The following is a 26519-nucleotide window of genomic DNA, read 5'->3' as shown; positions in this document are numbered from 1 at the left end:
CTACTCAAGCAACGTTCACTGCCTGCGGCGCTGTGATGCCTTGCACGTCGTAGTAGTGCGAGATCAGTTCGTCGCAGATGGCGGGCCAGGTTCGGTGCAGAACGGATTTGCGGGCCGCGTCGCCGAATCGTGCGCGGGTGGTGGGTTCGGCGAGGGCACCTACGGCACTGGGCAGCAGCTCGGTGAACTTGTCGACCGGCAGCAGGTATCCGTTGCGGCAGTGCGAGACCAGGTCGCGCGGGCCCCCGGCGTCGGGTCCGATGACGGGGACGCCGCTGGAGAGGGCCTCTTGGACTGCCTGGCAGAAGGTTTCGTGTTCGCCGGGGTGGACGAAGATGTCGAAGCTGGCGTAGGCCCGAGCGAGTTCGTCGCCGCCGAGTTGACCGGTGAAGATCGCGCCGGGCATCAGGGTCTGCAACGCCGCTGTGTCGGGTCCGCCGCCGACGATCACCAACTGGATCGACGGGTCGGTGGCCAGTACGGCGAGCCGCTCGACGTGCTTCTCCGGGGCGAGCCTGCCGACGAATCCGACGATCAGCTTCTCGTTCGCTCCCCACTGGGTTCTGAGCGTCTGCGACGTGGCCGAGGGTGCGAAGCGGACGGCGTCCACTCCCCTGGCCCATCGGTGCACGCGCGGAATTCCGTGCAGCTCCAGTGCGTCGACGGCGGAGGTGGACGGTGCCAGGGTGCGGGCCGCGCCGCGGTGCAGTCTCCTCGTCCAGCGCCACGCGGCCTTGGACGTCAGGCCGAGGCCGTAACTGGCGGCGAAACCGGCGACATCGGTCTGGTAGACGGCAACAGCAGGCACATCCAGTCGGTTGGCGGCGGCGAGACCGCCTGCTCCGAGCAGGAACGGTGACGCGAGATGGACGACGTCGGGGGCGAAGGCGCGCATCGCCGAGACCATGCCGAGGCCCGGCACTCCGACGGGCAGCGAACTGACCTTGGGGACCATGATCGACGGCACCCGGTGCACCGGAACGTCGTCGTGCCACGTCGCGGCTCTGGGGCCGGACGGATTGTCCGGGGCGATGACGATGGCGTCGTGCCCCGTCTTGTCGAGGTGTTCGAGGACACGGATCACCGAGTGGGTGACGCCGTTCATGTTGGGCAAGAACGATTCCGCAACGATGGCTACTCGCACGGTCCTCAGTGTGGGCGGCCCCGCAGTCGGCCAGGTATGGACAACGTTACGTGTGGGCCAACGTCACACGAATTGCGCGAGCACCCACGACGGATCGGGGTTGGTGCGGTGTTCGGAGCCCACGAACACGGTCGGGACCGTCTCGTTGCCGTCGTTGACCGACCGAACCCGCGCGGCCGCAGCGTTGAATGGTCGTTCCGCAGGCTCCACTCCTGCCGGATCCTTGCGGATGTTCACCCACACGGCTTTCTTTCCGCGCAGCAGCAGCGCTACCCGCAACCGCAGGCAGAAGATGCATCCAGGACGCCAGTAGACCAACGGCACCGAATTCCGAGTCGCCAGAGTGCGCGAGGCGTCGTCGGACAGGGACCGGGGGTACAGCACCGGCGTCGTCAGGGCGAGAACGAACCCAACGGCGAGCACCAAGACCACGATCGAGGACGCAGTGTTGCCGAAGTTCACCAGCGCGAACCCGGCCACCGCGGCGAGGGCAGCGATGATCCACTGCTTGGCATTACGCATTCCGGGCCTCCTTGCGTCGTAACCAGAACAGCACCGGCCCGGCGATCAGCCAGGTGACGACGATGACCGACCCGGCCGGAACGATAGCGACGGTAGCGTCGCGGCCGGCGACGCGCACCAGTTCGACGTCCGGGTCTGCCTTGTAGTACTCGACCTCGATGCGTTGACCGGCGATGAGGTTGGTGGGGTACAGCACGCCGAGCGCCGGGTTGTGTGTCACGCCGTCGGGGGTGATGAAGCTGACGGCCGAGCGCAACTTGCCCGCGGACAGCACCTCGGCGGTGGCGGTGCCCTTGTCGGAATCGATGGTGACGTCGTTGCGCCAGGCTCCGACCACCAGAAGCACGGCGAGGACCGAAATCGCGCCGGCGACCACGAGCACGACCAGCCGGGTCCGGTACAGCGTTCGGCTGGCTCTGTCGGTAGCGGTCACAGCGATCAGGTTACTTCGCAGCCGACGCGACGCCGCTCGGGTAGCGTCTGCACTCATGTCGCGCAGCTTCGAGTTCACCGTCGAATCGTCCAATCCCCCCGCCGACGTGCACTCAGCACTCACCAGCGAGGCCCAGTGGGCAGCCCGTTTCGCCAAGGCGAAGAAGACGGACGGGTACGAAATGACCAAGCACGAGGACGGCGGTCTGACGGTCGACATCACCGAAGAGGTCGGCACCTCCGAACTCCCCGGCTTCGTCACGAAGGTCATCAAGGGCAAGCTGATCGTCTCCCGCACCGATCACTGGGGTCCGCTCGAGGGCGACCATGCCGAGGGAACCCTCATCGGCGGCACCACCGGTCTACCGGCCAAGGTGAACGGCACGCTGTCCCTTCGACCCGACGGAACCGGTGCGAAGTTGATCGTCAAGGGCGAATCGACGGTGAAGATTCCACTCGTCGGCGGCAAGATCGAGGACCTGATCAACAAGATGATCAAGGACATGATCGATCAGGAAACCGGCGAAACCCTCGAATGGGTTGCGGCGCAAAAAGGCTGACGACCTACCACGCGTTACAGCCGCGCCCTGATCGCTGTGTGTAGATCCCGCAGTCCCGATCGCTCGGTGGTCACTTCCAGCACTCTGATTCCCGTGGCACGGCCGGTGAGTTCGGTTGCCAGATCGGCCAAATCGACCAGTCGATGCTCCACACGGTAGGCACCGCACAGCGCGCCGAGATCCATGCCGTGGGGTGTGCCGAACACTCTCTCGAACACCCCCGCGTACTGCGGGTCGCCCTGTTCGAGGAGCTCGAAGATGCCGCCGCCGTCGTCGTTGGCGACCACGATCGTCAGGTCGTCGGGACGCGGTTCACCGGTGCCGATGAGCAGGCCCGCCGCGTCGTGCAGAAATGTCAGATCACCCAGAAGCGCTATGGTGCGGCGCTTTCCGGCCATCGCGGCACCGATGGCCGTCGAGACGGTGCCGTCGATGCCGGCCACGCCGCGGTTGGAGAGAACCTTCACGTCCGGGGTCGGGGTCGCCACCAGGGCCGCGTCGCGCACGGGGTTGGAGGCTCCGAGCACCAGCTGGTCTCCGGGCTGCAGCGCGGACATCACCACGTCGGCCACGTGCAGCCCCGTCGGCTTGGGATGCTCTCGAAGTTGTTCGTGCACAGCCAGTTCGGCCTTCTCGGACAGAGCGGCGCAGCGCGTGATCCAGGCAGGGTCGGGCGCGCCGGTGGTGACTGCCCGAGTGCCGGTGGCCAGGACGTTGCCGGAGACGTCGGGCCAGCGCGGTCCGGTGGTCAGCGCGATGACGTCGACCGCAGGGTCGGCCAACAGAGCCGAGACCTGGCGATGCAGCGTCGGCCGCCCGGTGATGACTGCCTGGCGCGGCTTCAACTGCGCGAGAGCCAAGGGATGCAACGGGATTCCGTGCAGGGGCGCCGTCGGCTCGGCGACGGTCGGCAGCCCGGCGAGCTCCGGACGCACGGCACCGCCGTGACCGGAGACGACCACGGTGTCGATCGTCAGATCCAGTTCGACGGGAACGTCCAGTGTCGCCTGGGTGGTCGAGGTCCACGGCATTCCGTCGGGCCGACCCTCCGGACGGGCACCCGGGTCTCCGACCGCAGGCACCAACGGCTCACGCAGCGGAATGTCGAAGTGCACCGGGCCCGCGTTGCCGGAGCGTGCGCCGCGCGCTGCGGCGATGACCCGTGAGACCGCACTGCGCCACTGACTGTTCTGCTTGGGCCCTTCCTCGGCGAGCCCGAGACTGATCGTCGCGCGGACCTGAGATCCGAACAGGCCGAGCTGCTCGATGGTCTGGTTCGCGCCGGTCCCGAGCATCTCGTACGGGCGGTTGGCGCTGATGACGATCAGCGGAATGCGTGCGTAGTTCGCTTCGAGGACAGCAGGCCCCAGATTGGCGACCGCGGTTCCCGACGTCATCACCACAGGGACGGGCTGACCGCTGCCCAGGCTCAGCCCGATGGCCAGAAAGCCGGCGGTTCGCTCGTCGATCCGCATGTGCAACCGCAGACGACCGGCGACGTCCGCCTCCTGCAACGCGAACGCCAACGGAGCGTTCCGCGAGCCGGGACAGAGCACGACGTCTCGGATCCCGCTGCGCGCCAATTCGTCGACGACTGCGGTGGCCTGTGCGGTGGACGGATTCACAGTTTCCAGAGTGTCAGATGCGTCGGTCAGCCGCCGCAACCGGGCTTTGACAGTATTGAGGTGTGCGTACAGTCTTTCGGCCCGACGAGGTCGCTCCCGGTCGCTTCTACCAGCTCCTGACCGCTTCGGTGGTACCCAGGCCCATCGCGTGGATCTCCACCGTCTCCGCCGACGGTGTGGCGAACCTCGCCCCCTACAGCTTCTTCACGGTGTCCTCGGTGGTACCGCCCGTCGTGCAGTTCACCTCGGTGACCCGCAAGGACAGTCTTCGCAACATCGAGGCCACGGGCGAGTTCGTCGTGAACCTGGCGACGGCACCGTTGGTGGATCAGGTCAACAGCAGTTCGGCGAGCTTCGACCACGGCGTCAGCGAATTCGAAGCCGTCGGGATCGAGAGCGAGCCCAGCACCGTCGTGACACCACCGCGCGTGGCCGCCGCTCCGATCGCCATCGAGGCGACGCTGCATCGCGTCGTCGAAGTGGGTAACTGCTTCGTCGTCATGGGCACCGTCGTCGCTCTGTCAGTCCGTCCCGAATATCTGGCCGAGGACGGCCTCCCCGAGTTCGACGCCATCGCCCCGCTGAGCCGCCTCGGCCGTACCGAGTGGGGCTTGCCGCCCGAGGTTCGCGAAATCGAGCGCCCTTCTTGATTCGCTGGTCGCTGCTGGTTCTCGTCACCGTCGGACTGACGGTCGGTGCGGACGCCCTCGGGGTTCCATCGGCAGCCCTGTTCGTCGCGTTGCTGGTGGGGGTGGTCTTCGCTCTCGCAGGTTGGGCACCGACCACGGGCACCGAGCGCGCTCCGCTGCCGCGACGGCTCGGCATGGCGGCTCAGGCGGTGCTGGGCGTCGAGATCGGGACGCTGGTGCAACGAGACACACTCGGCTCACTGGGCGATGCGTGGTTGCCGGTGCTGCTGGCATGCGTCGGAACGCTCCTGTTGTCCATCGCCGCGGGCGCGCTGCTGGGACTGCGCAAGGACATCGATTCACTGACCGGTGCGCTGGCACTGGTCGCGGGCGGCGCGTCGGGCCTGGTGGCCATCGCCCAGGAACTCGGCGGCGACGAACGCGTCGTTGCGGTGGTGCAGTACCTGCGGGTCGTTCTCGTCACCACCACCCTGCCGCTGGTGGCGACGCTGGTGTTCCGGGCGCAGCCAGGGCACTCGACCGCGATCGCCGATTCCGGAGCTCCGCTGTACGTGGACCTGGTTTTCGTGCTGGTCTGCGGCGCGATCGGCGTACTGCTCGCGCGTGCGCTGCGCTTTCCTGCCCCCGCACTGCTGGGCCCACTGATCATCGCCACGTGCGCCGATGTCCTCGGGTTCTCGTTCGACGCATCGGTTCCCACGTTGCTGCTGTGGGCGGCGTACATCGTGATCGGGTGGCAAGCGGGTCTGCGATTCACCGTCGCGAGCCTGAAGTCCATCTCGCGGGTGCTGCCGTCCGCGTTGCTGCTCATCATCGCCGTCACCGTCGGGTGCGCGTTGCTGGGGCTGTGGTTGGCCTCGTCGACGGGCACCAGCGGATACGAGGGCTACCTCGCGACCACCCCGGGTGGGGTGTACGCGGTACTGGCGATCGCGGCATCGACCGGAGCGAACGTCACGTTCGTCGTGGCAGCGCAGGTGATCCGAGTGTTCATGATGCTGTTCGCGGTGCCGATGGGAGCGAAGGTCGTCCAGCACTACCGACGAGATCGACCCGAGTGAATCGACGCGACCCCATTCGGAGTTAGGGTCCACTAATCTCACCGGCATGGCCAAGTACGTCAAACCCGATCACCCGGCGTTCTACCGTCTGCACGTCCTCGCCGCCGAGAAGGTCAGTCCCGGTTTCGTCAGAATCACCCTCGGGGGCGAGTCGCTCGCGGACTACCGGTACATGGGCTACGACCAGTGGTTTCGACTGTTCCTGCCGCAACCGGGGCAGAGCGAACCCCGCATACCCAGCACGACCTCCAAACTCTGGTATGCCCAGTATCTGACCTTCTCCAAGGACACCAGACCGGTGGTTCGCAACTACACCGTCCGCGACTTCCGGCCCGCAGGCCAGGGCCGATTCAGCGAGGGTGCGGAGCTCGACGTCGACTTCGTCGCACACGGCGGCGAACACGGCGAGGCAGGTCCGGCGTCGTCGTGGGCTGCGCAGGCCGTACCCGGAGACCGAGTCGCGATTCTCGACGAGGGGCGCATCTACAACCCGGACACCGAACCCTCGTGGCAGTTGCTCGTCGGCGACGAAAGTGCTGCTCCTGCAATTCTCGGCATACTGCGATCCTCGCCTGCGGACCTGCGGGCCGTGGCGTTCGTCGAAGTCCCCACCGAGGCAGACATCCAGCATCAGGACGTGCCGCCGGGCGTCGAGCTGAACTGGATCGTCCGACCCGACCGGCATGCCAAACCCGGCGAGGCCGCACTGACCGAGGTGCAGCAGGCCGAACTTCCCGGCGGCACCCCGTACGTCTACGTGGCCGGCGAGCAGGGCCTGGCGACGGGCCTGCGCAGATACCTGGTGAACGACCGCGCAGTACCGAAATCCAGCATCTGCTTCACCGGATACTGGAAGTTCGGTAAAGCCGCCGGATAGCACTGGATTAGTGTCATCTCACATGTCCGGCTTGGGAAAAGGTCACACGGTCGTCACCGACTCGGTCGAGGTGGACGGCGCGTCGTTCGCCTCGCTGCGAGCCCGTCCTCTCCCCCGCGCCGAGCGCTACGAACTGGGTCGACGCCTACGCGAGAAGGTTCCGATCGCCTCCCTGGGTGACTGGGCGGCACCACCGGATCGACCCGACCCGGTCAAGCAGATCGACTACTCGCACCAGGGCCGCATCGAGTGGCTGATACCGACGCGCCTCGAGCGGATGGTGGAGTCCCCCTACGGCTTTCTGCGCGGCACGGCCATCGTCATGGCCCGAGACGTGGCGATGCTGCCGTCGACCGGCATCAACCCGGTCATCAGCGGCGACGCCCACCTCGGCAACTTCGGTTTCTACGCCTCACCGGAACGTGACCTCGTCATCGACCTCAACGACTTCGACGAGGCCCACCCGGGAGCCTGGGAGTGGGATCTACGACGCCTCGCCGCGAGCATCTGGGTGGCCGGGCGGCAGAACGGCCGCACCGAGGATCAGTGCCGTGACGCCGTCACCGCCTGTGTGTCCGCGTACCGCATCGAGGTGGCCAGACTTGCCGACGAGCCGCTGATGTCGCGTTCGTTCCAGCGTCTGACCGCCGAGAAGCTGCAGCGTGACGCCACCGAAGGCTCGCTGCGCAAGGAGATCAAACGCGCCACCAAGAAGGCGCGTCGACGCACCAGTGACCGCGTTCTGCCGCGTTTCACCGAGAAGCACGAGGGCAAACGCAGAATCGTCGAGGAGCCGCCGATCACCACGCGCATCTCGGCGAAGGACGAGGAGCTTCTCGCCGTCGGACTGGACGAGTATCTGCTCACCCTCACCCCACACTGGCGTCGAGTGCTCGGTGGATACACGTTGATCGACGTGGCGCACCGCGTGGTGGGCGTCGGCAGCGTCGGCCTGCGGGCGTATGTGGCTCTGCTCGAGGGCACCAGCGAGGACGACGTGGTGTTTCTCCAGCTCAAGCAGGCCAGACGCTCGGTGCTGGCACCGTACGTGCACGGCGAATCGGCCTGGCACGACCATCAGGGGCAACGCGTCGTCGAGTATCAGCAGGATCTGCAGACCGTCAGCGATCCGCTACTGGGCTGGACGACCATCGCCGGACGGCAGTACTACGTGCGGCAGTTCCGCAACATGAAGGGGACGATCGACCTGTCGTCGATCGATGCACCCGCGCTGGTCGACTACGCACGGGTGGTGGGCCGTCTGCTGGCGAAGGGTCACGCGCGCACCAGCGGCGCGTCGATGATCTCGGGATACGCGGGTGATTCCGATGCCCTCGAGGTGGCGCTGTGCCGCTTCGCGCAGCTGTACGCGGATCAGACGGAAGCCGACTGGGAGCGATTGAGCGCTACGCGCATGTGAGCGTGGAGCCCTTGGGTCGTTCCGCAGGCTCCACTCCCACCTCGTAGCAGGCTACGAGTTTCTGCTTACATGCGGCGAAGCCGCTCAGGCGTGCTTGGCGACCAGGTCACCCACGCGAGGCAGTGCCTCGATGACGTTCTTCTTCGCCGAGCCACGCAGGCTGCCGTAGAACTTCTTGACGACGGACTTGTCGGTCTCCTCGATGCGTGCATCGGTGACCGAGAGCAGCGCGTCCGATGCGGCGTCGCCGTTGGCGACGAGATAGTCACCGAACGTGCCCTGCGGGGCAGCGTTGTACGACTGCCAGAACGGGTCGAGCTTGTCGACGAAATCGGGCCACAGAGCCGAGACCGCGCTGTCGATGTACGACGGCCCGACCTTCTTCACTGCGCCGTATCCCCCCTTGACCGCGAGGCCACTCGCGCCCTTCTTGTCCGCGACCTCGGCATCGATCAGAGCCAGAACGTCGACGCGCAGAGCGTCGGCCTTCGACTCGTCGAGCAGCGAATCCTTGAGTGCAGCAACCACTTCGAACTTCCTCCCAGATGTGTCAGCGGCCCCGTCGCGGACCGGCCGCAACACTACCGCAGAAGGGCGTGGCAACGCCGAACTCGCTCGATCCACCACTGCGTGCGATCGGCATCGGCATCGAGCTCGATCAGCGCCTGGGCGTCGGGTTCGAGGCTGCCGACGGGGTACGTTCCGTCGACCACCTCCGGCGCAGGTGCGACGTCTCGAACGAACAGTGCGCCCGTTCCCAGACCGCAGGCGAATTCGAGGTGCGGCAACGCCGCGGCAGCGGCCAGACCGGCCGAGATTCCCACCGCCGAATCCAGAGCACTCGACACCACCACCGGAACGCCGTACTCCCCCAGCTCGCCGGCCAGCTCGAGCACCGCGCGCATCCCACCGAGCGGGGCGACCTTGAGCACCGCGATGTCGGCTCCGCCTGCCCGGACGACCTTCATCGGATCCTCGGCTCGGCGAATGCTCTCGTCCGCTGCCACGCGAACTCCTGGAGCCCGGCGACGAAGTTCGACGAGTTCGGCAACGGTGGCGCACGGCTGCTCGGCGTACTCGAGCGGACCGTCGGCGGTCAGGGCCGTCAGCGCCGCTACCGCCTCGTCGACGGTCCAGCCTCCGTTGGCGTCGACGCGAACCCGCGGGACCAGCTCGCGCACCGCGCGGACCCGGGCGACGTCGTCGGCGAGCGTCTGCCCCTTCTCGGCCACCTTCACCTTGGCGGTCTCGGCCCCGGGAGATCGGCTCAGCACCGATGCCACCTCCGAGGCCGCCACGGCGGGGACCGTCGCATTCACCGGGATGCGTCGACGCAGTGGGCTCGGCGGGCCGTCCCACGCTGCCTCGATCGCCGACGCCAACCAGGGTGCCGACTCGACGTCGTCGTATTCGGGGAACGGTGAGAATTCACCCCACCCGGCCGGCCCACGAACGAGCATCACCTCGCGGGTGGTGATGCCGCGGAACTTGGTCCGCATGGGCATCGAGAGCACGTGCGCGCCGTCCAGAATGTCGTCGATCGGGGGGATCATTGCTGCCCCGGGAGCAACTGCACCATCAACGCCTCGCAGTCGGCCAACAGGGTGCCGTCGAGATCGGTGAGCCGAGCGTTGATGAACGTCTTGCGCCCCTCGACCCGATCCACCGCGCCCTCGACGACCAGCTCGGTGTTCAGCGGCGTCACCTTGCGGTAGTTGATGTGCAGGTACGCCGTCCGGCTGATGGGCCTGCCGTAGGCGTGCTGGATCAGGCCGAAGAGGTCGTCGAACAGCAGCGGCAAAGTGCCGCCGTGCGCGGCGGAGTTACCACCGAGGTGGAAACGACGGAACATGCCTCTGCTGCGCACGCCCTCGGCGTCGATCTTCTCGATGATCCACGGCAGCAACAGCAGCGAACCGCGACCGGGCAGCCGAGGAACTCGTCCGGCGGTCTGTCGCCCCTCGGCCACCACGTGCGGACTCAACAGCTCGATCAGTTCCCTGGCCTTGTCCGCTGCCGCCGCGGTCACGTCGGCAGGCGACGAGGTGGACACCGCGAGATCCTGCACCGTGCGCAGCGCCTCGAGCAACTGCCCGTACTCCGGGCCCACCTTCGCCGGCACGAAACGCGGGAAGCCGCCGTGGTGGTCGTATTCGGGGTCGGAATCTCGGTCGAGCTCGATCGGGTCGGTCATGACTGCACGCTAGCTGCACCGACCGTTCGGCACGGAGTCAACCCCAGCCACCGTTAAGCTGGCGCCCGTGACCTTCACTCCCGCACTGTGGCGTCCCGTTCCCGGCTTCGAAGACCTGACCGACATCACGTACCACCGCCACGTGTCCGACGCGACCGTGCGAGTTGCGTTCGATCGGCCCGACATTCGCAACGCTTTCCGGCCGCACACCGTCGACGAGCTCTACCGCGCCCTCGAGCATGCACGGGTGAGCTCCGACGTGGGAACGGTGCTGCTCACCGGCAACGGTCCGAGCAGCAAGGACGGCGGCTGGGCGTTCTGCTCCGGTGGCGATCAGCGCATTCGCGGTCGCAGTGGTTACCAGTACGCCGACGGGGAGACGGCCGACACCGTCGACAAGGCCCGCGCCGGACGCCTGCACATCCTCGAGGTGCAGCGCCTCATTCGCTTCATGCCCAAGGTGGTCATCTGCCTGGTCAACGGCTGGGCGGCAGGAGGCGGGCACAGCCTGCACGTGGTGTGCGATCTGACTCTCGCGAGCCGCGAGCATGCCCGGTTCAAGCAGACCGATGCGGACGTCGGCAGCTTCGACGGTGGTTACGGTAGTGCGTATCTGGCGAAGATGGTCGGTCAGAAGTTCGCCCGCGAGATATTCTTTCTCGGCGAGACGTACTCGGCCGAGGAGATGCACCGGATGGGCGCAGTGAACAAGGTGGTCGATCACGACGAGCTCGAGAACACCGCGATCGAGTGGGCTGCCAAGATCAACGCGAAATCACCTCAGGCACAACGAATGCTGAAGTACGCCTTCAACCTGCAGGACGACGGCCTGGTGGGTCAGCAACTGTTCGCCGGTGAAGCCACCCGCCTGGCCTACATGACCGACGAGGCCGTGGAGGGTCGCGACGCGTTCCTCGACAAGCGCGAGCCCGACTGGTCGCCGTTCCCCCGATACTTCTGACCTACCGGTGATTTCGACGTCGAACCGCCGAAACCACCACAGTGCTGCGGGCGCTCTGCGAGCCTGGTTCACCCAGCCCTACGACTATCGCTGGATGGCGGACTTCCAGAACTCCCGGCCCGCCGGAAGAATCATCCGGTGGGTGTTGGCATGCCTGACGCTCAATTTCGGTGTGCTGGCGGTGGTGTCGTTGTTCTCCGAGGACACCACACGCAGCCCGCTCGCCATCGCCTGGAAATCGGCTCTGATCGTCATGGTCGTGGCCGTCAGCGCGGCCTGGATCATCAGACCGTTTCCCGGCCGGCTCGGGGTGGTGGCCTTTGCGGTCTTCGCCGATCTGGGGACGGCGTCGACGCTGTGGATCAACCCGCTCACGGACGCCCTGCTGACGTGCACGCTGTTCGCCGTGATCGGAACGTTCTGCACGTTCTGCCTCAGCCCCCGCTGGCTGCTGGCGCACCTGGTGTTCGCGGTGACATGCACCCTCGTTGCCGCCGCAGCGACGTACTCCCGCGGGGAGGTGGACATCGCATCACTGATCTTCCGGACGAACGTCGTGCTGCTCACGATCGCCGCAGTTCCGCTCGTCTCGCATCTGTTGATCACCATCCTGACCGACGATGCGCGTCGTTCGTTGCTCGATCCGTTGACCGGCCTGGCCAATCGTCGCGGTCTCGACGCTGCCATCGACGATGTGTGGCCACGCGGCCGAGAGAAGGATCGGTGCTCGGCGGCAGTGATGATCGACATCGACCGGTTCAAATCGGTGAACGATCTGTACGGGCACGAGGAAGGCGACGCGGTCATTCTGCGCGTCGCCCAGCGTCTACTCGCACATCTGGGCGAATACGGTGTGGTCGCGCGTACCGGCGGGGAGGAGTACCTCGCCGTCGTCTCGACGTCCCGCCTCCACATCGACGCGCTGGTCCACGGGGTGCGCCGAGCACTGCGCGATCCCGAGGATCCGATTGCGGTGACGGTCAGCGTGGGGGCTGCGATCGTGCACGCGGGTTCACCGGTGTGGGATCAGAACATCGACGTCGTGACACGGGCAACGCGGATGGCGGATACGATGATGTACGAGGCGAAGGCTGCCGGCGGTAACCGAATCGCGACGACCGAACTGTGAGAGTGGAGCCTGCGGAACCACCTCGGGTGACCGTGGTATCCATGCGGGGTGGACATCCTCGCTTCTCGGACAATTCTGCGACCCGTCGACTACGAGAGGACACTCGCGTTCTACCGTGACGGTCTGTCGTTGGCAGTGTGTCGCGAATACCCCGGCGGAACGGTGTTCTTCGCGGGTCAGGGTCTGCTCGAGATCGCTGCGCATCATCGCGGCGACGAATCGGGTTCGTTCTCCGGCGCGCTGTGGTTGCAGGTACGCGATATCGCCTCTGCTACAGAGGAATTGACGGCCGCCGGGATCGAGATCGTGCGTGAGGCACGCACCGAGCCGTGGGGCCTGATCGAGATGTGGATCGAGGATCCGGACGCGATTCCCATCGTGCTGGTGCAGATCCCGCAGGATCATCCGCTGCGAAAGGACAACCGCTAGCCCGTCGACGCGTCGTCGGCGATCGCGCGCAGCACCGCCGTTGCCGACTGCGGCCTCGACCACAGATACCCCTGAGCCAGAGTGCAGCCGAGTTCGAGCACAGCGTCGGCCTGTTCGCGACTCTCGATGCCCTCGACGATCATCGTCAGATCGAGATCCTTCGCCACTCCGGCCAACGACCTGATCATCGCCCGTCCGGCCACGGTGTCGACGAATCGCGTCAGGTGCCCGTCGATCTTGATGCCGTCGGGCTGAAGGGTCACCAGCCGTTCGAGTGAGGACCAGCCCGAACCGAAATCGTCGAGCAGCACCCTGAAGCCGAGCCGATGCACGTCGTCGATGTGCCTGCGCAGCAACGGCCCCGGCGTCACGGCGGTGGTCTCGGTGAGCTCGAGCGAGATCGACGACGGCGACACACCGGAGGACGCGATGGCGCGCTGCAACTGACTGACCCCGTCGGGATGGGCCAGGTGGCGTCCCGAGATGTTGACGGTCAGCCGCAGGTCCGGACGATGGACGTGCCACTTCTTCATTTCGACCGCGGCCTGCGCGAGCACACTGAGGTCGACGTCGATGATCAGTTCACTGGCTTCGGCGAACGGCACGAAGTCCGCAGGCACCACCATCCCGCGAGTGGGGTGATGCCAACGCGCCAAGGCCTCGAAGCCGACGATCTTCTCGGTCCGCAGATCCACGATCGATTGGAACCAGGGGACGATGTGGCCGTCGGCGATGGAGTCGGCGATGTCGTTGTCGCTCCCGAGCCGGCTGACGCCCGATCCGACGCGGCGATGCAGGTCGAGTTGTTCCTCCAGCACCGACGCGAACTGTTCGAGTTCGCGCATCTGCTCACCCGAGAGCGAGCGCGTCGTGCGATCGAGCAGGCAGAGGGTGCCGATCACCAGGCCCTCGCGCCCGCGCAGCGGAACCGACGCGTAGGACGCGATGCCGTTGTCGTCGAGGATGGCGCGCTGCCGGGTGGTGGCATGGACGCGACCGTGCGCCACGACGGCGGGTTCGCCGGAGCGCACCACGTCGTCGCAGAGGGTGTCGGCTCGTACGACCGTCGACACCGGCGGTCCGCCGACGTTGACCAGCGTGTACTGAGTGTCTTCGTCGAGCACGTTGAGCTGCGCGATGGCGAATCCGACGCTGCGTGCGGCGAATTCGACCGTCGACCGCAGAGCGGGCGTCGTCGCCTCGACATCGAGGTATCGACGAGCCGAGTCGCTCTGCCGGCGAGACCGAGAGCGCGCGGTGTCCGCGACCTCACCGTCCACCGGCATCACCTCGCAACGAACCGCCGGGCCCGTTCTGGAACCGGATCCAGGTGAGCTTAACCGGGCCACATCTGCAGTTTCGACCGATAGGCCATCCGAGAGCGGTCACAACGACGGATAGCGCGTATGGAGCAGCCGATGCCGCAGCACCGCCGCGGCGAGTCGCTTGCCTTCGTCAGTCGCGACCGAGCCGGACGGCTGCGGCCCCGACGCGTGAGCCGGTTCCGGCAACTCGAACGCCCCCAGGGCGCTCAACTCGGCGACCAGGGTCCGAGCGAGCGGCTCGGCATGCTCGGCAGCAGGCTCCTCGCCGGAATGCGTCCACCCCTCGGCCCGCAGCAGACGCGACAGGTCGTCTGCCGTCGCTTCCACGTCGGCGACATCGTGACCGACGATCATGCGAGCCAGAACGACCTCCGCGGCAATCGTGTCCGGGTGATATTCGGTGCCGACGATGCCTGCGGTGAGCACGCGCCACAGCCCGTCGGAGCTGAGCTGCCGAGTTCGGGCCGTCGGTACCAACCGCCCGGCGGACCGACGCAGCAGACGCACCCTCATCAGGAGGCGTCGGACGATCAGTACCTTCTCCGTGTCGAGTTCGCGGCCGACATACAACGGACGTTCGGCCGGAGGAAACACCGTGTTCGCGATGCCGGCCACCACCTCGTCCGGCAGGTACCCGGCGTCGGTCAACGCGACGCCGTCCCCGATGCATCCGATGAAACTCTCGAGCCTGCGCACACACCCGTACACCGGCTCGGCGGCCTCGTGCAGAGCCTCGCGCAGCCCCAGATACAGCTCGGCCCGCGGAGCGCTGTAGTTGCTCCACAACTCGATGCGGTGGTCGAGCAGCTGTTCGAGCAGAACTGCCTCGGAGTCGTCCTTGCCTCGATCGGAGGTCAGCACGGCATCGGTGACGCCGCGTCGACGCATGGCCAGAGCGTTGGTGCCGAGCGGTCGCCCACCGGGCTTCGACGGCTCGAACTCGCCGGCGATGGTCGCCACTTCCAGCGTCTCACCGATCTTTTCCACGATGGCCCGCTCGACACCGGTCGGGGCGTCCTGCCAGGTGACGAGCTCGGTATCGACGGCACCGATGCCCGACTGTTCGGTGGCGGCGCGATAGTGCTGCAACCACGCGGCGTCGTCGGGTGCTCGCACCAGCTCCTCGGTGACGGCGCTTCGGGCGATCTCCGCGTATCCGACGCGTCCGAGCCGGTCGAGCAGGTCACCGAGGGCATGTGCGATGTCGACCGCGCGATCGGGCCCCTCGGCCGCGTGACGCAGATACACCCACAGATAGGTCTGTACGGAATGTTGCGTCGGGCCCGCAGGCGGAGACACATCCACCAGACCGTCCCAGCCCAGACGCGCGTCGGCGGCGAGCGCGGGATCGACGGAATCGAAGTACGACAGAGCTGCCCACACCGCGTCGTCCATGCCCGATCCCTTCACGATGTTCCACTGTTCCACAGCGACTCGATCTCGGGTGACAACCGCGGACCCCGTAGGTGCTCCCGTCCGCGATCGAGCCGTGCGACTAGCCTCGAGTCCGTGCTCGAGAGCGTATCCATTCCGTCGGGGCCTGCGGCGGCGGAGATCATGCCGCGGCTGAGCCGCATGCTCGCAGGCGACGGCCCGGCCCTGCTTCCCGTGCCCACCGACGATCCGCGTGAGACCGAGCGCCTGCACGACGCGCTGGCACCGGGGACTCCCATCGACGACGGCGTCGCCCTGGTCGTCGCGACCTCGGGAACGACGGGTGTCCCCAAGGGAGCCATGTTGTCCGCTTCTGCACTGGTGGCCTCGGCGACGGCCACCGAGGAACGACTCGGCGGACCGGGGTCGTGGCTGCTGGCGTTGCCCGCACACCACATCGCCGGAATGCAGGTGCTGCTTCGCAGTGTGCTCGCCGGAACCTCGCCCGTCGTGATGGACGTGTCGAGAGGTTTCGATCCCTCCGCTCTGATCGACGCGGTTGGCCTGATGTCGGGACCCCTGCGCTACACCTCACTGGTCCCCGGACAATTGCTGAAGGCATTCGAGATCCCCGAAGCGATCGCGGCCCTCGCCTCACTGGACGCAGTCCTCCTCGGCGGGGCCGCGACACCGGCACCGCTGCGAGAGAAGGCACAGGACGCGGGCATCCGATTGGTGCGGACCTACGGAATGAGCGAAACGGCAGGCGGCTGTGTGTACGACGGAGTTCCACTGCACAGCACCGTCGTACGCATCGACGACGGCAGGGTCGTGCTGGGTGGAAAGACCGTGGCCTCGGGCTACCGCGGGCTACCCGATCATCCGGCGTTCGCCGAACCCGGATGGTTCCGCACCGACGACGCCGGAACCATCGTCGACGGGGTCCTGAGCATCTCCGGACGACTCGACGAAGCGATCTCGACCGGCGGGCTGACCGTCGTGCCGCAGGTCGTCGAGGCTGCACTGGCAACACACCCCGCAATACGAGAATGCGCCGTCGTGGGATTGCCCGACGAGCGACTGGGCCAGAAAGTGGTGGTCGCAGTCGTCGCCTCTGCTCCGGTGACATTGGCGGACCTACGCACCCACGTTGCTGCCTCGCTCGACATCACCGCCGCACCACGCGAGTTGTATCTACTCGACTCACTACCCACACGAGGTCCGGGAAAACTGAACAGGGCCGAACTGCGCACCGTGCTGCAGAAACTCTGAGTTGCGGCGCACTCTCGTCGAGCACTGTAATTGTGCGCGGTGGTCTTCGATCGGCCGCTGGGGCGTCGGGTCGACCGCACACGCGCGCGCAGTTGTCAGGTGCGCGCGCAATAGTGGGCGAACAGGCGGCGAACTTGCGCGCGTTCGGCAAACGCGCGCGCGTTTGCGCCGGGGTGGTCATTCGAGCGGCGTGCCTTGATGGTGCACCAGTTCCCATCCGGTGTTCGTACGCCGCCACAGCGAGGTTCTACGGGCGTGCATCTTCGACGTTCGCGAAATCCACTGCAGCAGAACATAATCTGGACCGATCACCCGTCCGACGGGTTCGATCATCTCGATCTCGACGGAGCCTTCGCTACCGAGCATGTCGAGTATCGACGACTTGTCCCACACCGTGCCCGACGCTCCGACCTCGGTGAAGTCGTCGGCGAGCAGACGGGCAAGCCGCTCGCGGTCGCGTCGACATTCGGCAGTCTGCAGCTCTCGTTCGAGGTCGAGAACCGTCGACACGTCGTTGTCAGCGCTGGGTCGACCGGCGGAGGCAGGCGGCATGGGATGCACTGTCTCACGCACGAATGCGCGCGCAATTGCCAGGTGCGCGCGAAACAGTGACCGAACAGGTGGCGAACCTGCGCGCGTTCGGCAAACGCGCGCGCGTTTGCGGCAGAGGTGGGCGGTAAACCGAACACCCGACGCCTCAGCCCGCCATTTTCTCGTACAACCGCGTCACATCGGCGTCGGACCAGCCGGGCGGCTCGAGGATGTCGGCCCACATGTTCACGGCGTCGGCTCCGTAACTGTGGCCGTGTCCGTCGTCGACGTCGGTGGAGAAGACCTGATCGAACGTCAACTGCCAGAAGGTCACGAACGGAAACCACTGCACTCCTGGGTCGACGTCGGTGCCGCGGGGTTCGCGTAACCAGTCGGGCCGGTTCAGGATCAGGTCCGGTGACCACCACACGATCGGGTCGGATGCATGCTGCCAGTACACGATTCGCGGCTCTTCCCACGGTCCGTCGATGTCGAGGTCACCGGACGAACTGGCGAAGCGCACGTGTTCGCCGCCGTCGACGACGGGCAGTATCTCGCGAGAACCGGCGTCGCGTCCGGCCGTGATGCGTGCCCATTGCGGGGTGAAGTTCGGGTTGCCGACCCACAGGGCACCGTCGATGCGCGCGATCATGTCCTGTGCGCCGCTGAACGCGTCCTGTCCGCCGTAGGCACCGAGGCTTTCACCGAACAACACCAGCTTGGGTCGCGCATCCTCGGGGAGTTCGCTCCACACCTCGTACACCGCCTCGAAGAGGGCTCGTCCGGCGTCCTGCGGAGACTGCCGATCGGCCAGAAATGCCATCGGGCTCGGCAGAAACGAGTACTGCATCGACGCGATAGCCGAGTTGCCGTCGTACAGGTATTCCAGAGGGCGAGCGACGTTTTCGTTCACCCACCCGCGTCCGGTCGTCGTCGCGACGCCCAGTACAGCGCGGGAGAATGCGCCGGTGCGTTCGAGCTCGGCCACCACCCGATCGGCGACGCCTTCGACGGTGTCCGCGGACTCCACGCCCGCGTAGGCACGGATCGGTTGCACCGCAGGCCTTCCGGTGAACTCACTGATCTCGTCCGGTGATACCCCGGACACGACGAAGCGTCGCCCCTCCTGCCCCAGGGATTCCCACTCCTCGTTCGAGTCGTCCGAACCCGACAGTTCGGCCGCGGTGGGCTTCTCGACGCCGTCGTGGTTGCCGCGGTCCGCAGTCGAGGCCGACTGCTCCGCGACCGCAACGATGCCGCGAACGAGTGCGCCGTTGACCGCGAACACCACCAACAGGGCCACGACGATCACGCTGGCGATCCGTGCGACCGGCTTCGGCACGTATTGCTTGCCCCACCGCGTCAAGGCCTGAGAAGCCCGCCGCAGCAGACGACCCAACGCCAAGACAGCAACGGCCACCACCAGGGAGACGACCAGTACCGCGACGTACAGCGGCCTGCCGGGGTCCTCCACACCGACGAGCTTGCGAACGATCTGCTGCCACCACGATCCCAGGATCAGAAACAACGGAACGGCCACCGCCGCGGCAACAGCCAACGCCCACCACCCGCGTCGACGCCACTGCTCGGACCAGTCCGGCGACACCCCGCAGGTTCGAACCACCCACGCGATCAGGCAGCCGACGCCGTAACCGATCGCGACACTGATACCGGTGGCCACCGCCTGCAGGTACCAGACGCGGGGCAACAGGGACGGCGTCATCGACAGCGCGAAGAACACCACGGCGAACAACAGGCCGACGGGATGGAGCGCGCGGCAGTACCGATCCGCTCGCGAGTCCTGCCAGAAGGAGCCGATCCGGGCCAACCGCCGTGTGGTCACGTCCTGATCGTATTTCTCGGCCGACTGGGCTGCACCTGCTTCGACGTGCAAGCATTCAGGACATGAGTGTCCTGGTTTGCTTCCATGCACATCCCGACGACGAGGTGTTCGGGACCGGCGGGGTGATGCGCCTCGCCGCCGACGCCGGCCATCGCGTCGTCCTGGTCACCGCCACCGACGGTGCCCTCGGCGAATATCCCGACGGCATCCTCGCCGAGGGCGAGACGTTGGCCGAGCGCAGGCGCATCGAGCTCGATCGTTCGGCGGCCGCTCTCGGTGTCGCCCGCATCGTGCGGCTGCACTATGCCGATTCCGGTATGGCAGGCACTGCAGAGAACGCGAACCCCGACGCGTTCTGCAACGTCGATGTCGACACCGCGGCCCAGCGATTGGCCGAGGTGCTGCTCGAAGAGAAGGCCGACGTCGTCACCATCTACGACCCGAACGGTGGCTACGGTCACCCGGACCACATCCAGGTTCACGTCGTCGGCAAGCGCGCCACCGAGATCGCCGAGACTCGCTTCGTGTACGAGACCACCACCAACCGCGATCACATGCGCAGACTGATGGAGGCCAATCCGCACTGGGGCGAGGAAGCGTCACCGCCGGACCTGGAAACCTTCGGTCTGCCGGAAACCGAGATCACGACGGTGGTCGACGTGTCCGGCGCAATGGACGCCAAACGGGCAGCGATGGAAGCCCACGAAACACAGATCGGCGACTTCGGACCGTTTCTGCAGATGTCTCCGGAAGACCTCGCCACCACGTTCGGCACCGAATGGTTCAGAAAGCTCCGCGGCACCGGCGGCGTCGGGCTCACGGAGACCTCGCTCCCGCTCTGACCCGGCCGGACAGCGGACGCAAGCGCGACGTACGCGTCGTGCAAGCGCCCGGGGCGATGGTTGGCCCCATGACCACACCAGCAATCGAGGCCCAGAACCTCGTCAAGACATTCGGTAAGCAACGCGCCGTCGACGGCGTCGGCCTGACCGTTCCCACCGGGGCGGTCTACGGCGTCCTCGGCCCCAACGGCGCGGGCAAGACCACGACGGTCCGCATGCTCGCCACCCTCCTGCGACCCGACGGCGGCTCGGCCCGCATCTTCGGCCACGATGTCGTCGCCGACGCCACCGCCGTCCGGTCTCTCGTCGGTGTCACCGGCCAGTACGCCTCGGTCGACGAGGACCTCACCGCAACCGAGAATCTCGTCGTCTTCTCCCGGCTGCTCGGACTCGGCCGCCGCGAGAGCAAAGCCAAAGCCGTCGAACTCCTCGAGGAATTCGGGCTGACCGAAGCGGCACACCGACCGTTGAAGATGTTCTCCGGTGGGATGCGTCGACGCCTCGATCTGGCCGCGAGCCTGATCTCGGCTCCGCCGCTGCTGTTCCTCGACGAGCCGACCACCGGCCTCGACCCCCGCACGCGAGCGCAGATGTGGGACACCATCCGTCGACTCGTCGCCGAGGGCTCGACCGTCCTGCTCACCACCCAGTACCTCGACGAGGCCGACCAACTGTGCGATCGAATCGCGGTGATCGACCACGGTCGTGTCATCGCCGAGAACACCGCCGACGGGCTCAAGTCGTCGGTAGGCACCTCCGCACTGTCTCTGACCCTCACGGACCGACACCGGATCGACGACGCCCGAGCGCTCGTCGCGACGCAACTGGGCACAGATGTGTCGGTCAGCCCCGAGTCCGCTCGACTGACCGCACCGATGACGGACACGTCGATGACCCCGGACATCTTGATTCGCTTGCGCGACTTCGGCATCGAGGTCGGCGAGATCACCGTCACCAAACCCAGCCTGGACGAGGTCTTCCTGACTCTCACCGGCAAGAGCGCAGACGAGGACGCAGCATGACCACCACACTCACCCGACGGTCTTCGACATACATCGACCCCGCCGACCGACCGGTCGTGCGCCACATCGGTCTGGCCCGCACCGTCACCCAGTCGATCACCATGGGATACCGCGGGCTGCTCAAACTCCGCCACAATCCGGAACAGCTCACCGACGTGGTGCTGCTGCCGGTCATCTTCACCCTGATGTTCAGCTACATCTTCGGCGGTGCGGTTGCGGGCGACGTCACCTCGTACCTGCCGATGATCGTGCCGGGAATCCTGGTCCAGACGGTCATCACCGGGTCCGTCGTCACCGGCACCCAGCTGCGAGAAGACATGGACAAGGGCGTCTTCGACCGCTTCCGATCACTCCCGATCGCTCGAATCTCCCCGCTCGCAGGAGCATTGATGGCCGATGTCATCCGCTACCTGATCGCCGCCGTGGTCTGCTTCGCCACCGGCTTCGCGATGGGCTACCACCCGGCGGGCGGAGCACTCGGTCTCCTCGGAGCCGTGCTGCTGGTGATGTTCTGTGCATGGGCGATCAGTTGGATCTTCGCACTGCTGGGCACCCTGATGAGCAAAGCCTCATCGGTTCAGGGCATCTCGATGCTGGTGTTGTTCCCACTGACGTTCCTGTCCAACGCCTTCGTCGACACCAGCACCATGCCGAGCTGGTTGCGCGCCTTCGCCGACGTCAACCCCGTCTCGCACCTGGTGACGGCCGTTCGTGAGCTGGCGAACAACGGGCACTTCGGAATTCACGTCGTGTACTCCCTCGTCGGCGGTGCCGTCATCGTCGCGATCTTCGCCCCACTGACCGTCCGCATGTACATGCGCAAGGCCTAGACGAGTGGAAGCAACCGCAGAATCTCGCGCAGCGCACCGTTTCTGGTGAATACAGCGGCCCGAGCGAGCCCGGCATCGACCGCACGGTCACCGGCAACCGCTCGGGCCGCACGCACATGTCGATCGATCCGCATCGACGGAAAGTCCTGCCGACCCACCGCCCTGCTCGACACCGCCAGCAACTCCACCCCCACGGCCCGGTTTCCGCGGTGAATCTCGAACGAACCCACCGCACACGCCACTGCGCCGAGCATCGGAACGTCGTAGAAACCGCCCGGTACCAACATATTCCACGGCTTGCGTGTCAACGCAGCCACCGCGTCGTCCATGTCCTCGGCGCGCCCGTGCAGAACGTGCGCACCGACAGCCGCACACACCAGAATCGTCATGAACGGATCGCTCGGATCCTCGGACGGCCACCCGCCCAACGCCAACGCCGCACGAAGACCCCCGAGACCCTGCTCGACGGCACCGTCCTCGAGATCCGCCGCCGCCCGCACCGCCGTCAGCGACGCTGAATTCGACCGCTGCTGAGCGTGATCCCAGCGGGCACCGACGTCGTCGCCCGAGGGTGGATCGAGGGTGAACTCCTGTCCCTGCGCCGCGGCCTCCAACTCGTCGATCAGTTCGCGTCCCTCGTCCACGCGACCGGCTCCGATCAACGCCATCGCCAGAAAAGCGCGCGTCTGCATACTCTCCTCGAACGCGTGCAGCTCCCACATGACGTCGGCCGAGGTTCGGTAGTACTCCACAGCCCGGGAGTAGTCACCCGAGAGCCCGTACGAGCTCGCCAGCGTCTGCGACGTCGAGCCGACGGCCCACAGATCGCCTCGACGGCGCGCGATGGCGAGCGCCTGCTCCGCGTCTCGGATCGACTCGTACAGGCGACCCGAGTTCTGCGCCATCATCGAGCGAACGACGTACGCGTTGCAGCGAACGTCGTCGTGCTCGGATCGGACGGCACGGGCCAGTTTTCGGGCCAGGCCTCGACCCCCGGCGTGGTGGACCACAACCTCCGAGTCGAAGCGCAACCCCGGCGACACCGCTGACCGACTGTTCAGCAAGTGCCGGAGATCTGTGCGAATGCGCGCTACCCGACGTAGATTCCCGCCGTAGGCGAAGTGGGCTGCCAGCACCAGCAGAGCCATCACGGCATTGTCGTCGGGCGTGCCGCCCATCCCGCCACGCATGCTGCTCATCACTCTGTCTGCCCAGTTGAGCACCTCCGAATGCGCCCCACGCATGGCCCAGAAGTAGCCCAGTACCGAGAACAAGGTACACACGTGGTCCGAAAACTGTTGCGCAAAAGAATGTCTCATCACCGACAGCAGGTTGTCGTGTTCGGCCTCCATCAGGGCGACCATCTCGGCCGGACGCCCACCCGAGTAGCCCGCGGACACCCGAACGGCGACGGACGCAGACCACTCCCGCAGTCGAGCTGCGACGGTTTCGGCCTCGCCACTGGCGTCGAGCTGCTCCTCGCCGTACTCGCGGACGGTCTCGAGCATGTGGTACCGAATTCCGGTCGGCGATTCGACCACGCTGAGCATGGACTGATCGACCAGACCGTCGAGCGCAGCCGAAATATCCTCCACCGCAGCCCATTGCGCCACCTGCCTCGCCGCGTCGAGATCGAATCCCGCCGGGAACCGGCACAATCGACGCAAGGCCGCTTGTTCGGAGGCGTCGAGCAGATTCCAACTCCAGTCGATGACGGCGTGCAACGTCCGATGCCGTTCCGGCCTGGTTCGATCCGCCGATTTCAGAAGCGTGAAGCGATGATCGAGCCTCGCGTCGATCTCCTCGACGCTCATCGACTTGACCCGCGCCGCAGCCAGTTCGATCGCCAACGGCAGTCCGTCCAAGGTGCGGCACAATCGGTTCACCGCGTCGGGTTCGAGGCGCGCCGACGGCCGGACCGCCCGGGCCCTGACGCAGAACAGTTCCGTCGCAGGCGAATTCGAGCCGACGACACCCAACGACGGTAGCGGGAAGACCGACTCGGCCGTGATCCCCATCGGGGAACGTGACGTCGCCAGCACCGTCACCGCGTCGGACGACGCCACCAGGGCGTCGACCACCACCGCGACCTCGTCGATCACGTGCTCGCAATTGTCGAGAATCAGCAATCCCCGCCGCGACGAGAAGACGTCGACCAGTCGTTCCCGAATCGAATGGACCCGGGTGACCGGGAGGCCACCGACCTTGATGTCGGCCTCGGTGAGCCCCAGGGTCGCTCCGATCGCCGACGCGACGTCCTCTTCGCTGCGCAGCGATGCCAGTTCGACGAAAGCCACCGACATGTGGGCACCGGCGCGGCGACCGAGTTCGTGTGCGATCCGCGTCTTACCCGCGCCGCCGGGTCCGAGGACAGTGGTGACGCGAGAACTGCCGAGCAGTACCTCGATCGCGTCGAGGTCCTCGCCTCGTCCGATCAGTGCGTTCGGTGCGGCGCGCAGACCGATGGTCTGCAGCATCTTCGGCGCGGTGTGCCCCAGAATCTCGGTGTTCAACGCGGTCACGGCCGGCGAGGGGTCCGTTCCCAGACGGTCGGCGAGTTCGGATCGCAGTGCCGCGAACACCGAGAGGGCATCGTTGGATCTGCCCGCGCCGTGCAGTGCACGCATCAGGTCGGCGGTGGCGAGCTCGTCGGTCGGGTCCGCGGCGACTCGCGCCCGCGCGAACGGAATGGCGTCGTCGAAACGGCGCAACCCGAGCAACGCCGAGATCTGGACGGACCTCAGCGTGACCTCGAGCAGTTCGGCCTGCGCCCGGACCGGTTCCGCCGGCTCCCCTCGCCACAGGCCAGAGGCGTCGAGCACACCGTCGAGGGCGTCCTGCCACTGCGAAGCTGCGAGTCGACCCTCCGCGGCCCGCGTGAGGACGCGGGCGCGTCCGAGGTCGGTGTCGTCGCTGCCCAGCGCCAACCGATAGCCACCGCGGTAGCTCTCGAGAACACCTGCGGGCAACACCGACCGCAGCCGAGAGATCTGCGTCTGCAGAGCGTTCTTCGGCGAACGGGGAGGCTCGCCCGGCCACACCTCGTCGATGAGGGCCTGTGCCGACCGTATCCGCCCCGGTGACAGCGCCAAGGCCACCAACAGGGCCTGCGCCCGCACACCCGGTACCGGAACCAGTTCGCTGTCGATTCGGGTCGCGACGACGCCGAGGATCCCCACCACCGGGAGGTCGGTCGTGAGGTCCTTCGTCCGAGGATGCGCGATATCGATGGGCACTGCCACCAGATCGTAGGCCGATGACGCGACCCCTTCGACCTGACGTTCGGATTGTTTCGAGCCTCTAACCAAACCGTGAGACGGTACAGTGTCCACGTCGCCTGTCACGAGGGCGAGTACGTCAGACCTGGACACCGTCACCGAAATGGAGAGGCCGGAGAAGCGATGCGTTCGTCAGTGGGTGTGTCCCTCGGCACGTGCGGCATTCGCACGGCTCGGACCACCGAAGACGGCGCATGGACCGACGGCACCCCGTTCGACGACTGGCAGCTCTCCCCCACCGCCGCGGACGTCGCCCGCGTCGTGCGCGGCATCGTCGACAGCCCGGACGCGCCCCAATCCCTGGGCGTCGCCTATCGCACCCCCGCGGAACGTACCGGGATCGCCGACGCGCTGGCCGAGGAGTACGTCTCCGACGTCCATCTCATCGACAGAACCGGCGCGGCAATGGAGTACCTGCGCCCAGGGCTTCCCTCCCACCATAGAACGATCGCGCTGTTCGACGCAGGCGAGTCCGGAGTCGACGTCGACATCGTTGACGTCGAAACCGGCCGCTCCTACGGTTCGGCGCGGACCACCGCCATGAGCGGTGCCTCCTTCGACTCAGTGGTCCGTGAACACATACTCGGACTCGGCATAGTGCGTCCGCCCCACTCTCCCGACGAGGACAGCGCGCTGACGGCCTTCTGCCGCGGAATCAAGGAAGCTCTGTCCTCGCACCTGACCACCAGCACACCCGATGGCGAGCACATTCTCCTCGAACGGCACATCTTCGAGTTGTCCATCGCACGCTCCACCGAACAGGCCGCCGAGACGGTGCGCAGGCTCGGCCTGGAGGCCGAGTTCTATCCCGACGCCGTCATCGCCATCGGCGGCACGTCCAACGTCCCGTTGGTCCGGGCCACCCTCGAACGATTCCTGCAACTGCCGGTCGTCGTCCCGGACCGGCCCGAACTGGTCATCGCCGGCGGTGCCGCGGTACACGCCACCCACGTCGACGCGACCCACGTGCCGCCCGTCGTCTCGCACCGTCCCGCCCTGACTCGACTGGGCATGATCGCGCTGCCGATCGCGGGCGTCATCGCCGCAATCGGACTGTTCACCGCACTCGGATCCAGCGACGAGAATCAACAACTGAGCACCCCCGCCAGCGTCGGCGAATCGGTTCCACAGACCACGACGCCCGCTGCCACCAGGACCACGACGCCCACATCGTCGCCGCCCCCCGACATCCCACCTC

Annotated in this window: 25 protein-coding genes; 13 read left to right on the top strand and 12 right to left on the bottom strand. The window is 66.6% G+C overall.

Annotated features, from left to right (window positions below; genetic code table 11):
* Positions 1–4: 4 nt before the first annotated feature.
* The 3 genes from CH306_RS13980 to CH306_RS13970 form a co-directional block, all read right to left on the bottom strand.
* Complete coding sequence (locus CH306_RS13980; RefSeq protein ID WP_179272897.1) at positions 5–1144, bottom strand: glycosyltransferase family 4 protein; 1140 nt, start codon at positions 1142–1144, stop codon at positions 5–7.
* Positions 1145–1207: 63 nt separating this feature from the next.
* Entirely contained in the window at positions 1208–1666 is a 459-nt protein-coding gene (locus tag CH306_RS13975) for a glutaredoxin domain-containing protein (protein WP_094646912.1), read from the bottom strand.
* Entirely contained in the window at positions 1659–2099 is a 441-nt protein-coding gene (locus CH306_RS13970) for a hypothetical protein (protein ID WP_045201015.1), read from the bottom strand. Before CH306_RS13970 ends, CH306_RS13975 begins: the two co-directional genes overlap by 8 nt.
* 55 nt (positions 2100–2154) lie before the next feature.
* On the opposite strand from CH306_RS13970, the gene CH306_RS13965 reads away from it, so the two are divergent.
* Positions 2155–2658 (top strand): DUF2505 domain-containing protein, encoded by a 504-nt coding sequence (locus tag CH306_RS13965; RefSeq protein WP_094646911.1) that lies wholly within the window; start codon positions 2155–2157, stop codon positions 2656–2658.
* 14 nt (positions 2659–2672) lie between these two features.
* Here CH306_RS13965 and menD read toward each other — a convergent pair whose 3' ends face one another.
* A complete protein-coding gene (gene menD / locus CH306_RS13960) occupies positions 2673–4283 on the bottom strand; it encodes a 2-succinyl-5-enolpyruvyl-6-hydroxy-3-cyclohexene-1-carboxylic-acid synthase (RefSeq protein ID WP_094646910.1) in 1611 nt (536 codons plus the stop codon).
* A gap of 62 nt (positions 4284–4345) precedes the next feature.
* Between menD and CH306_RS13955 the strand changes: the two genes are divergently transcribed.
* Genes CH306_RS13955 through CH306_RS13940 form a run of 4 tightly spaced genes read left to right on the top strand, consistent with a single transcriptional unit; the run spans position 4346 to position 8291 of the window.
* Complete coding sequence (locus CH306_RS13955) at positions 4346–4933, top strand: flavin reductase family protein (protein WP_032393928.1); 588 nt, start codon at positions 4346–4348, stop codon at positions 4931–4933.
* The gene (locus CH306_RS13950; RefSeq protein WP_094646909.1) at positions 4930–5994 is read left to right on the top strand and encodes an AbrB family transcriptional regulator; all 1065 of its coding nucleotides are present in this window, start codon (positions 4930–4932) and stop codon (positions 5992–5994) included. Before CH306_RS13955 ends, CH306_RS13950 begins: the two co-directional genes overlap by 4 nt.
* A 46-nt stretch (positions 5995–6040) precedes the next feature.
* Positions 6041–6871, top strand: a complete 831-nt coding sequence (locus CH306_RS13945) for a siderophore-interacting protein (RefSeq protein ID WP_094646908.1) — start codon at positions 6041–6043, stop codon at positions 6869–6871.
* Positions 6872–6893: 22 nt separating this feature from the next.
* Complete coding sequence (locus tag CH306_RS13940; protein ID WP_032393925.1) at positions 6894–8291, top strand: DUF2252 domain-containing protein; 1398 nt, start codon at positions 6894–6896, stop codon at positions 8289–8291.
* Between the two features lie 84 nt (positions 8292–8375).
* On the opposite strand, the gene CH306_RS13935 is transcribed toward CH306_RS13940, so the two are convergent.
* Genes CH306_RS13935 through CH306_RS13925 form a run of 3 tightly spaced genes read right to left on the bottom strand, consistent with a single transcriptional unit; the run spans position 8376 to position 10485 of the window.
* Entirely contained in the window at positions 8376–8819 is a 444-nt protein-coding gene (locus CH306_RS13935) for a DUF6918 family protein (RefSeq protein WP_032393924.1), read from the bottom strand.
* A 53-nt stretch (positions 8820–8872) separates the two neighbouring features.
* Positions 8873–9844, bottom strand: a complete 972-nt coding sequence (locus tag CH306_RS13930) for an o-succinylbenzoate synthase (protein ID WP_094646907.1) — start codon at positions 9842–9844, stop codon at positions 8873–8875.
* A complete protein-coding gene (locus CH306_RS13925) occupies positions 9841–10485 on the bottom strand; it encodes a PaaI family thioesterase (RefSeq protein WP_094646906.1) in 645 nt (214 codons plus the stop codon). Before CH306_RS13925 ends, CH306_RS13930 begins: the two co-directional genes overlap by 4 nt.
* Positions 10486–10552: 67 nt before the next feature.
* On the opposite strand from CH306_RS13925, the gene CH306_RS13920 reads away from it, so the two are divergent.
* The 3 genes from CH306_RS13920 to CH306_RS13910 are packed head-to-tail and all read left to right on the top strand — an operon-like array spanning position 10553 to position 13004.
* Positions 10553–11446, top strand: a complete 894-nt coding sequence (locus tag CH306_RS13920; protein ID WP_032393921.1) for a 1,4-dihydroxy-2-naphthoyl-CoA synthase — start codon at positions 10553–10555, stop codon at positions 11444–11446.
* Positions 11447–11453: 7 nt separating this feature from the next.
* Positions 11454–12575 (top strand): GGDEF domain-containing protein, encoded by a 1122-nt coding sequence (locus tag CH306_RS13915; protein ID WP_256981161.1) that lies wholly within the window; start codon positions 11454–11456, stop codon positions 12573–12575.
* A gap of 48 nt (positions 12576–12623) precedes the next feature.
* Positions 12624–13004 (top strand): VOC family protein, encoded by a 381-nt coding sequence (locus CH306_RS13910; protein WP_032393920.1) that lies wholly within the window; start codon positions 12624–12626, stop codon positions 13002–13004.
* On the opposite strand, the gene CH306_RS13905 is transcribed toward CH306_RS13910, so the two are convergent.
* The gene (locus CH306_RS13905; RefSeq protein ID WP_256981160.1) at positions 13001–14284 is read right to left on the bottom strand and encodes a sensor domain-containing phosphodiesterase; all 1284 of its coding nucleotides are present in this window, start codon (positions 14282–14284) and stop codon (positions 13001–13003) included. The genes CH306_RS13910 and CH306_RS13905 overlap by 4 nt on opposite strands.
* A gap of 105 nt (positions 14285–14389) precedes the next feature.
* A complete protein-coding gene (locus tag CH306_RS13900) occupies positions 14390–15739 on the bottom strand; it encodes a hypothetical protein (protein WP_045201011.1) in 1350 nt (449 codons plus the stop codon).
* Positions 15740–15886: 147 nt separating this feature from the next.
* On the opposite strand from CH306_RS13900, the gene menE reads away from it, so the two are divergent.
* On the top strand, positions 15887–16975 hold the full coding sequence (gene menE, locus CH306_RS13895) for an o-succinylbenzoate--CoA ligase (protein WP_045201009.1): 1089 nt from the start codon (positions 15887–15889) through the stop codon (positions 16973–16975).
* Between the two features lie 177 nt (positions 16976–17152).
* On the opposite strand, the gene CH306_RS13890 is transcribed toward menE, so the two are convergent.
* Both CH306_RS13890 and CH306_RS13885 read right to left on the bottom strand, forming a co-directional pair.
* Positions 17153–17527 (bottom strand): nuclear transport factor 2 family protein, encoded by a 375-nt coding sequence (locus CH306_RS13890; RefSeq protein ID WP_045198965.1) that lies wholly within the window; start codon positions 17525–17527, stop codon positions 17153–17155.
* 145 nt (positions 17528–17672) lie between these two features.
* On the bottom strand, positions 17673–19325 hold the full coding sequence (locus tag CH306_RS13885) for an alpha/beta hydrolase (protein ID WP_373453490.1): 1653 nt from the start codon (positions 19323–19325) through the stop codon (positions 17673–17675).
* Positions 19326–19411: 86 nt separating this feature from the next.
* On the opposite strand from CH306_RS13885, the gene CH306_RS13880 reads away from it, so the two are divergent.
* The 3 genes from CH306_RS13880 to CH306_RS13870 all read left to right on the top strand — a co-directional run bounded on the left by CH306_RS13880 (position 19412) and on the right by CH306_RS13870 (position 22043).
* Positions 19412–20191 carry a PIG-L family deacetylase gene (locus tag CH306_RS13880; RefSeq protein WP_045198964.1) on the top strand — a complete coding sequence of 260 codons (780 nt, stop codon included), beginning with the start codon at positions 19412–19414 and terminating at the stop codon, positions 20189–20191.
* Between the two features lie 68 nt (positions 20192–20259).
* Positions 20260–21213 carry an ATP-binding cassette domain-containing protein gene (locus CH306_RS13875; RefSeq protein ID WP_235387000.1) on the top strand — a complete coding sequence of 318 codons (954 nt, stop codon included), beginning with the start codon at positions 20260–20262 and terminating at the stop codon, positions 21211–21213.
* On the top strand, positions 21210–22043 hold the full coding sequence (locus CH306_RS13870; protein WP_032393914.1) for an ABC transporter permease: 834 nt from the start codon (positions 21210–21212) through the stop codon (positions 22041–22043). The genes CH306_RS13875 and CH306_RS13870 overlap by 4 nt, the downstream gene beginning before the upstream one ends.
* Here the strand turns inward: CH306_RS13870 and CH306_RS13865 are convergent.
* The gene (locus CH306_RS13865) at positions 22040–25285 is read right to left on the bottom strand and encodes a BTAD domain-containing putative transcriptional regulator (protein ID WP_143544359.1); all 3246 of its coding nucleotides are present in this window, start codon (positions 25283–25285) and stop codon (positions 22040–22042) included. The genes CH306_RS13870 and CH306_RS13865 overlap by 4 nt on opposite strands.
* Before the next feature lie 159 nt (positions 25286–25444).
* On the opposite strand from CH306_RS13865, the gene CH306_RS13860 reads away from it, so the two are divergent.
* A partial coding sequence (locus tag CH306_RS13860) for an Hsp70 family protein (protein WP_143546918.1) occupies positions 25445–26519 on the top strand: 1075 nt, incomplete at its 3' end.

This window comes from Rhodococcus sp. 15-725-2-2b (assembly GCF_002259075.1).
GTDB lineage: Bacteria > Actinomycetota > Actinomycetes > Mycobacteriales > Mycobacteriaceae > Rhodococcoides.
This window is presented reverse-complemented; position numbering and strand designations above follow the sequence as displayed.

Bases quoted from the DNA above. Each gene is read 5' to 3' on its own strand.
- CH306_RS13975 (WP_094646912.1), bottom strand. From the start codon at position 1,666: ATGCGTAATGCCAAGCAGTGGATCATCGCTGCCCTCGCCGCGGTGGCC.
- CH306_RS13965 (WP_094646911.1), top strand. From the start codon at position 2,155: ATGTCGCGCAGCTTCGAGTTCACCGTCGAATCGTCCAATCCCCCCGCC.
- CH306_RS13945 (WP_094646908.1), top strand. From the start codon at position 6,041: ATGGCCAAGTACGTCAAACCCGATCACCCGGCGTTCTACCGTCTGCAC.
- CH306_RS13940 (WP_032393925.1), top strand. From the start codon at position 6,894: ATGTCCGGCTTGGGAAAAGGTCACACGGTCGTCACCGACTCGGTCGAG.
- CH306_RS13930 (WP_094646907.1), bottom strand. From the start codon at position 9,844: ATGATCCCCCCGATCGACGACATTCTGGACGGCGCGCACGTGCTCTCG.
- CH306_RS13925 (WP_094646906.1), bottom strand. From the start codon at position 10,485: ATGACCGACCCGATCGAGCTCGACCGAGATTCCGACCCCGAATACGAC.
- menE (WP_045201009.1), top strand. From the start codon at position 15,887: ATGCCGCGGCTGAGCCGCATGCTCGCAGGCGACGGCCCGGCCCTGCTT.
- CH306_RS13890 (WP_045198965.1), bottom strand. From the start codon at position 17,527: ATGCCGCCTGCCTCCGCCGGTCGACCCAGCGCTGACAACGACGTGTCG.
- CH306_RS13880 (WP_045198964.1), top strand. From the start codon at position 19,412: ATGAGTGTCCTGGTTTGCTTCCATGCACATCCCGACGACGAGGTGTTC.
- CH306_RS13875 (WP_235387000.1), top strand. From the start codon at position 20,260: ATGACCACACCAGCAATCGAGGCCCAGAACCTCGTCAAGACATTCGGT.
- CH306_RS13870 (WP_032393914.1), top strand. From the start codon at position 21,210: ATGACCACCACACTCACCCGACGGTCTTCGACATACATCGACCCCGCC.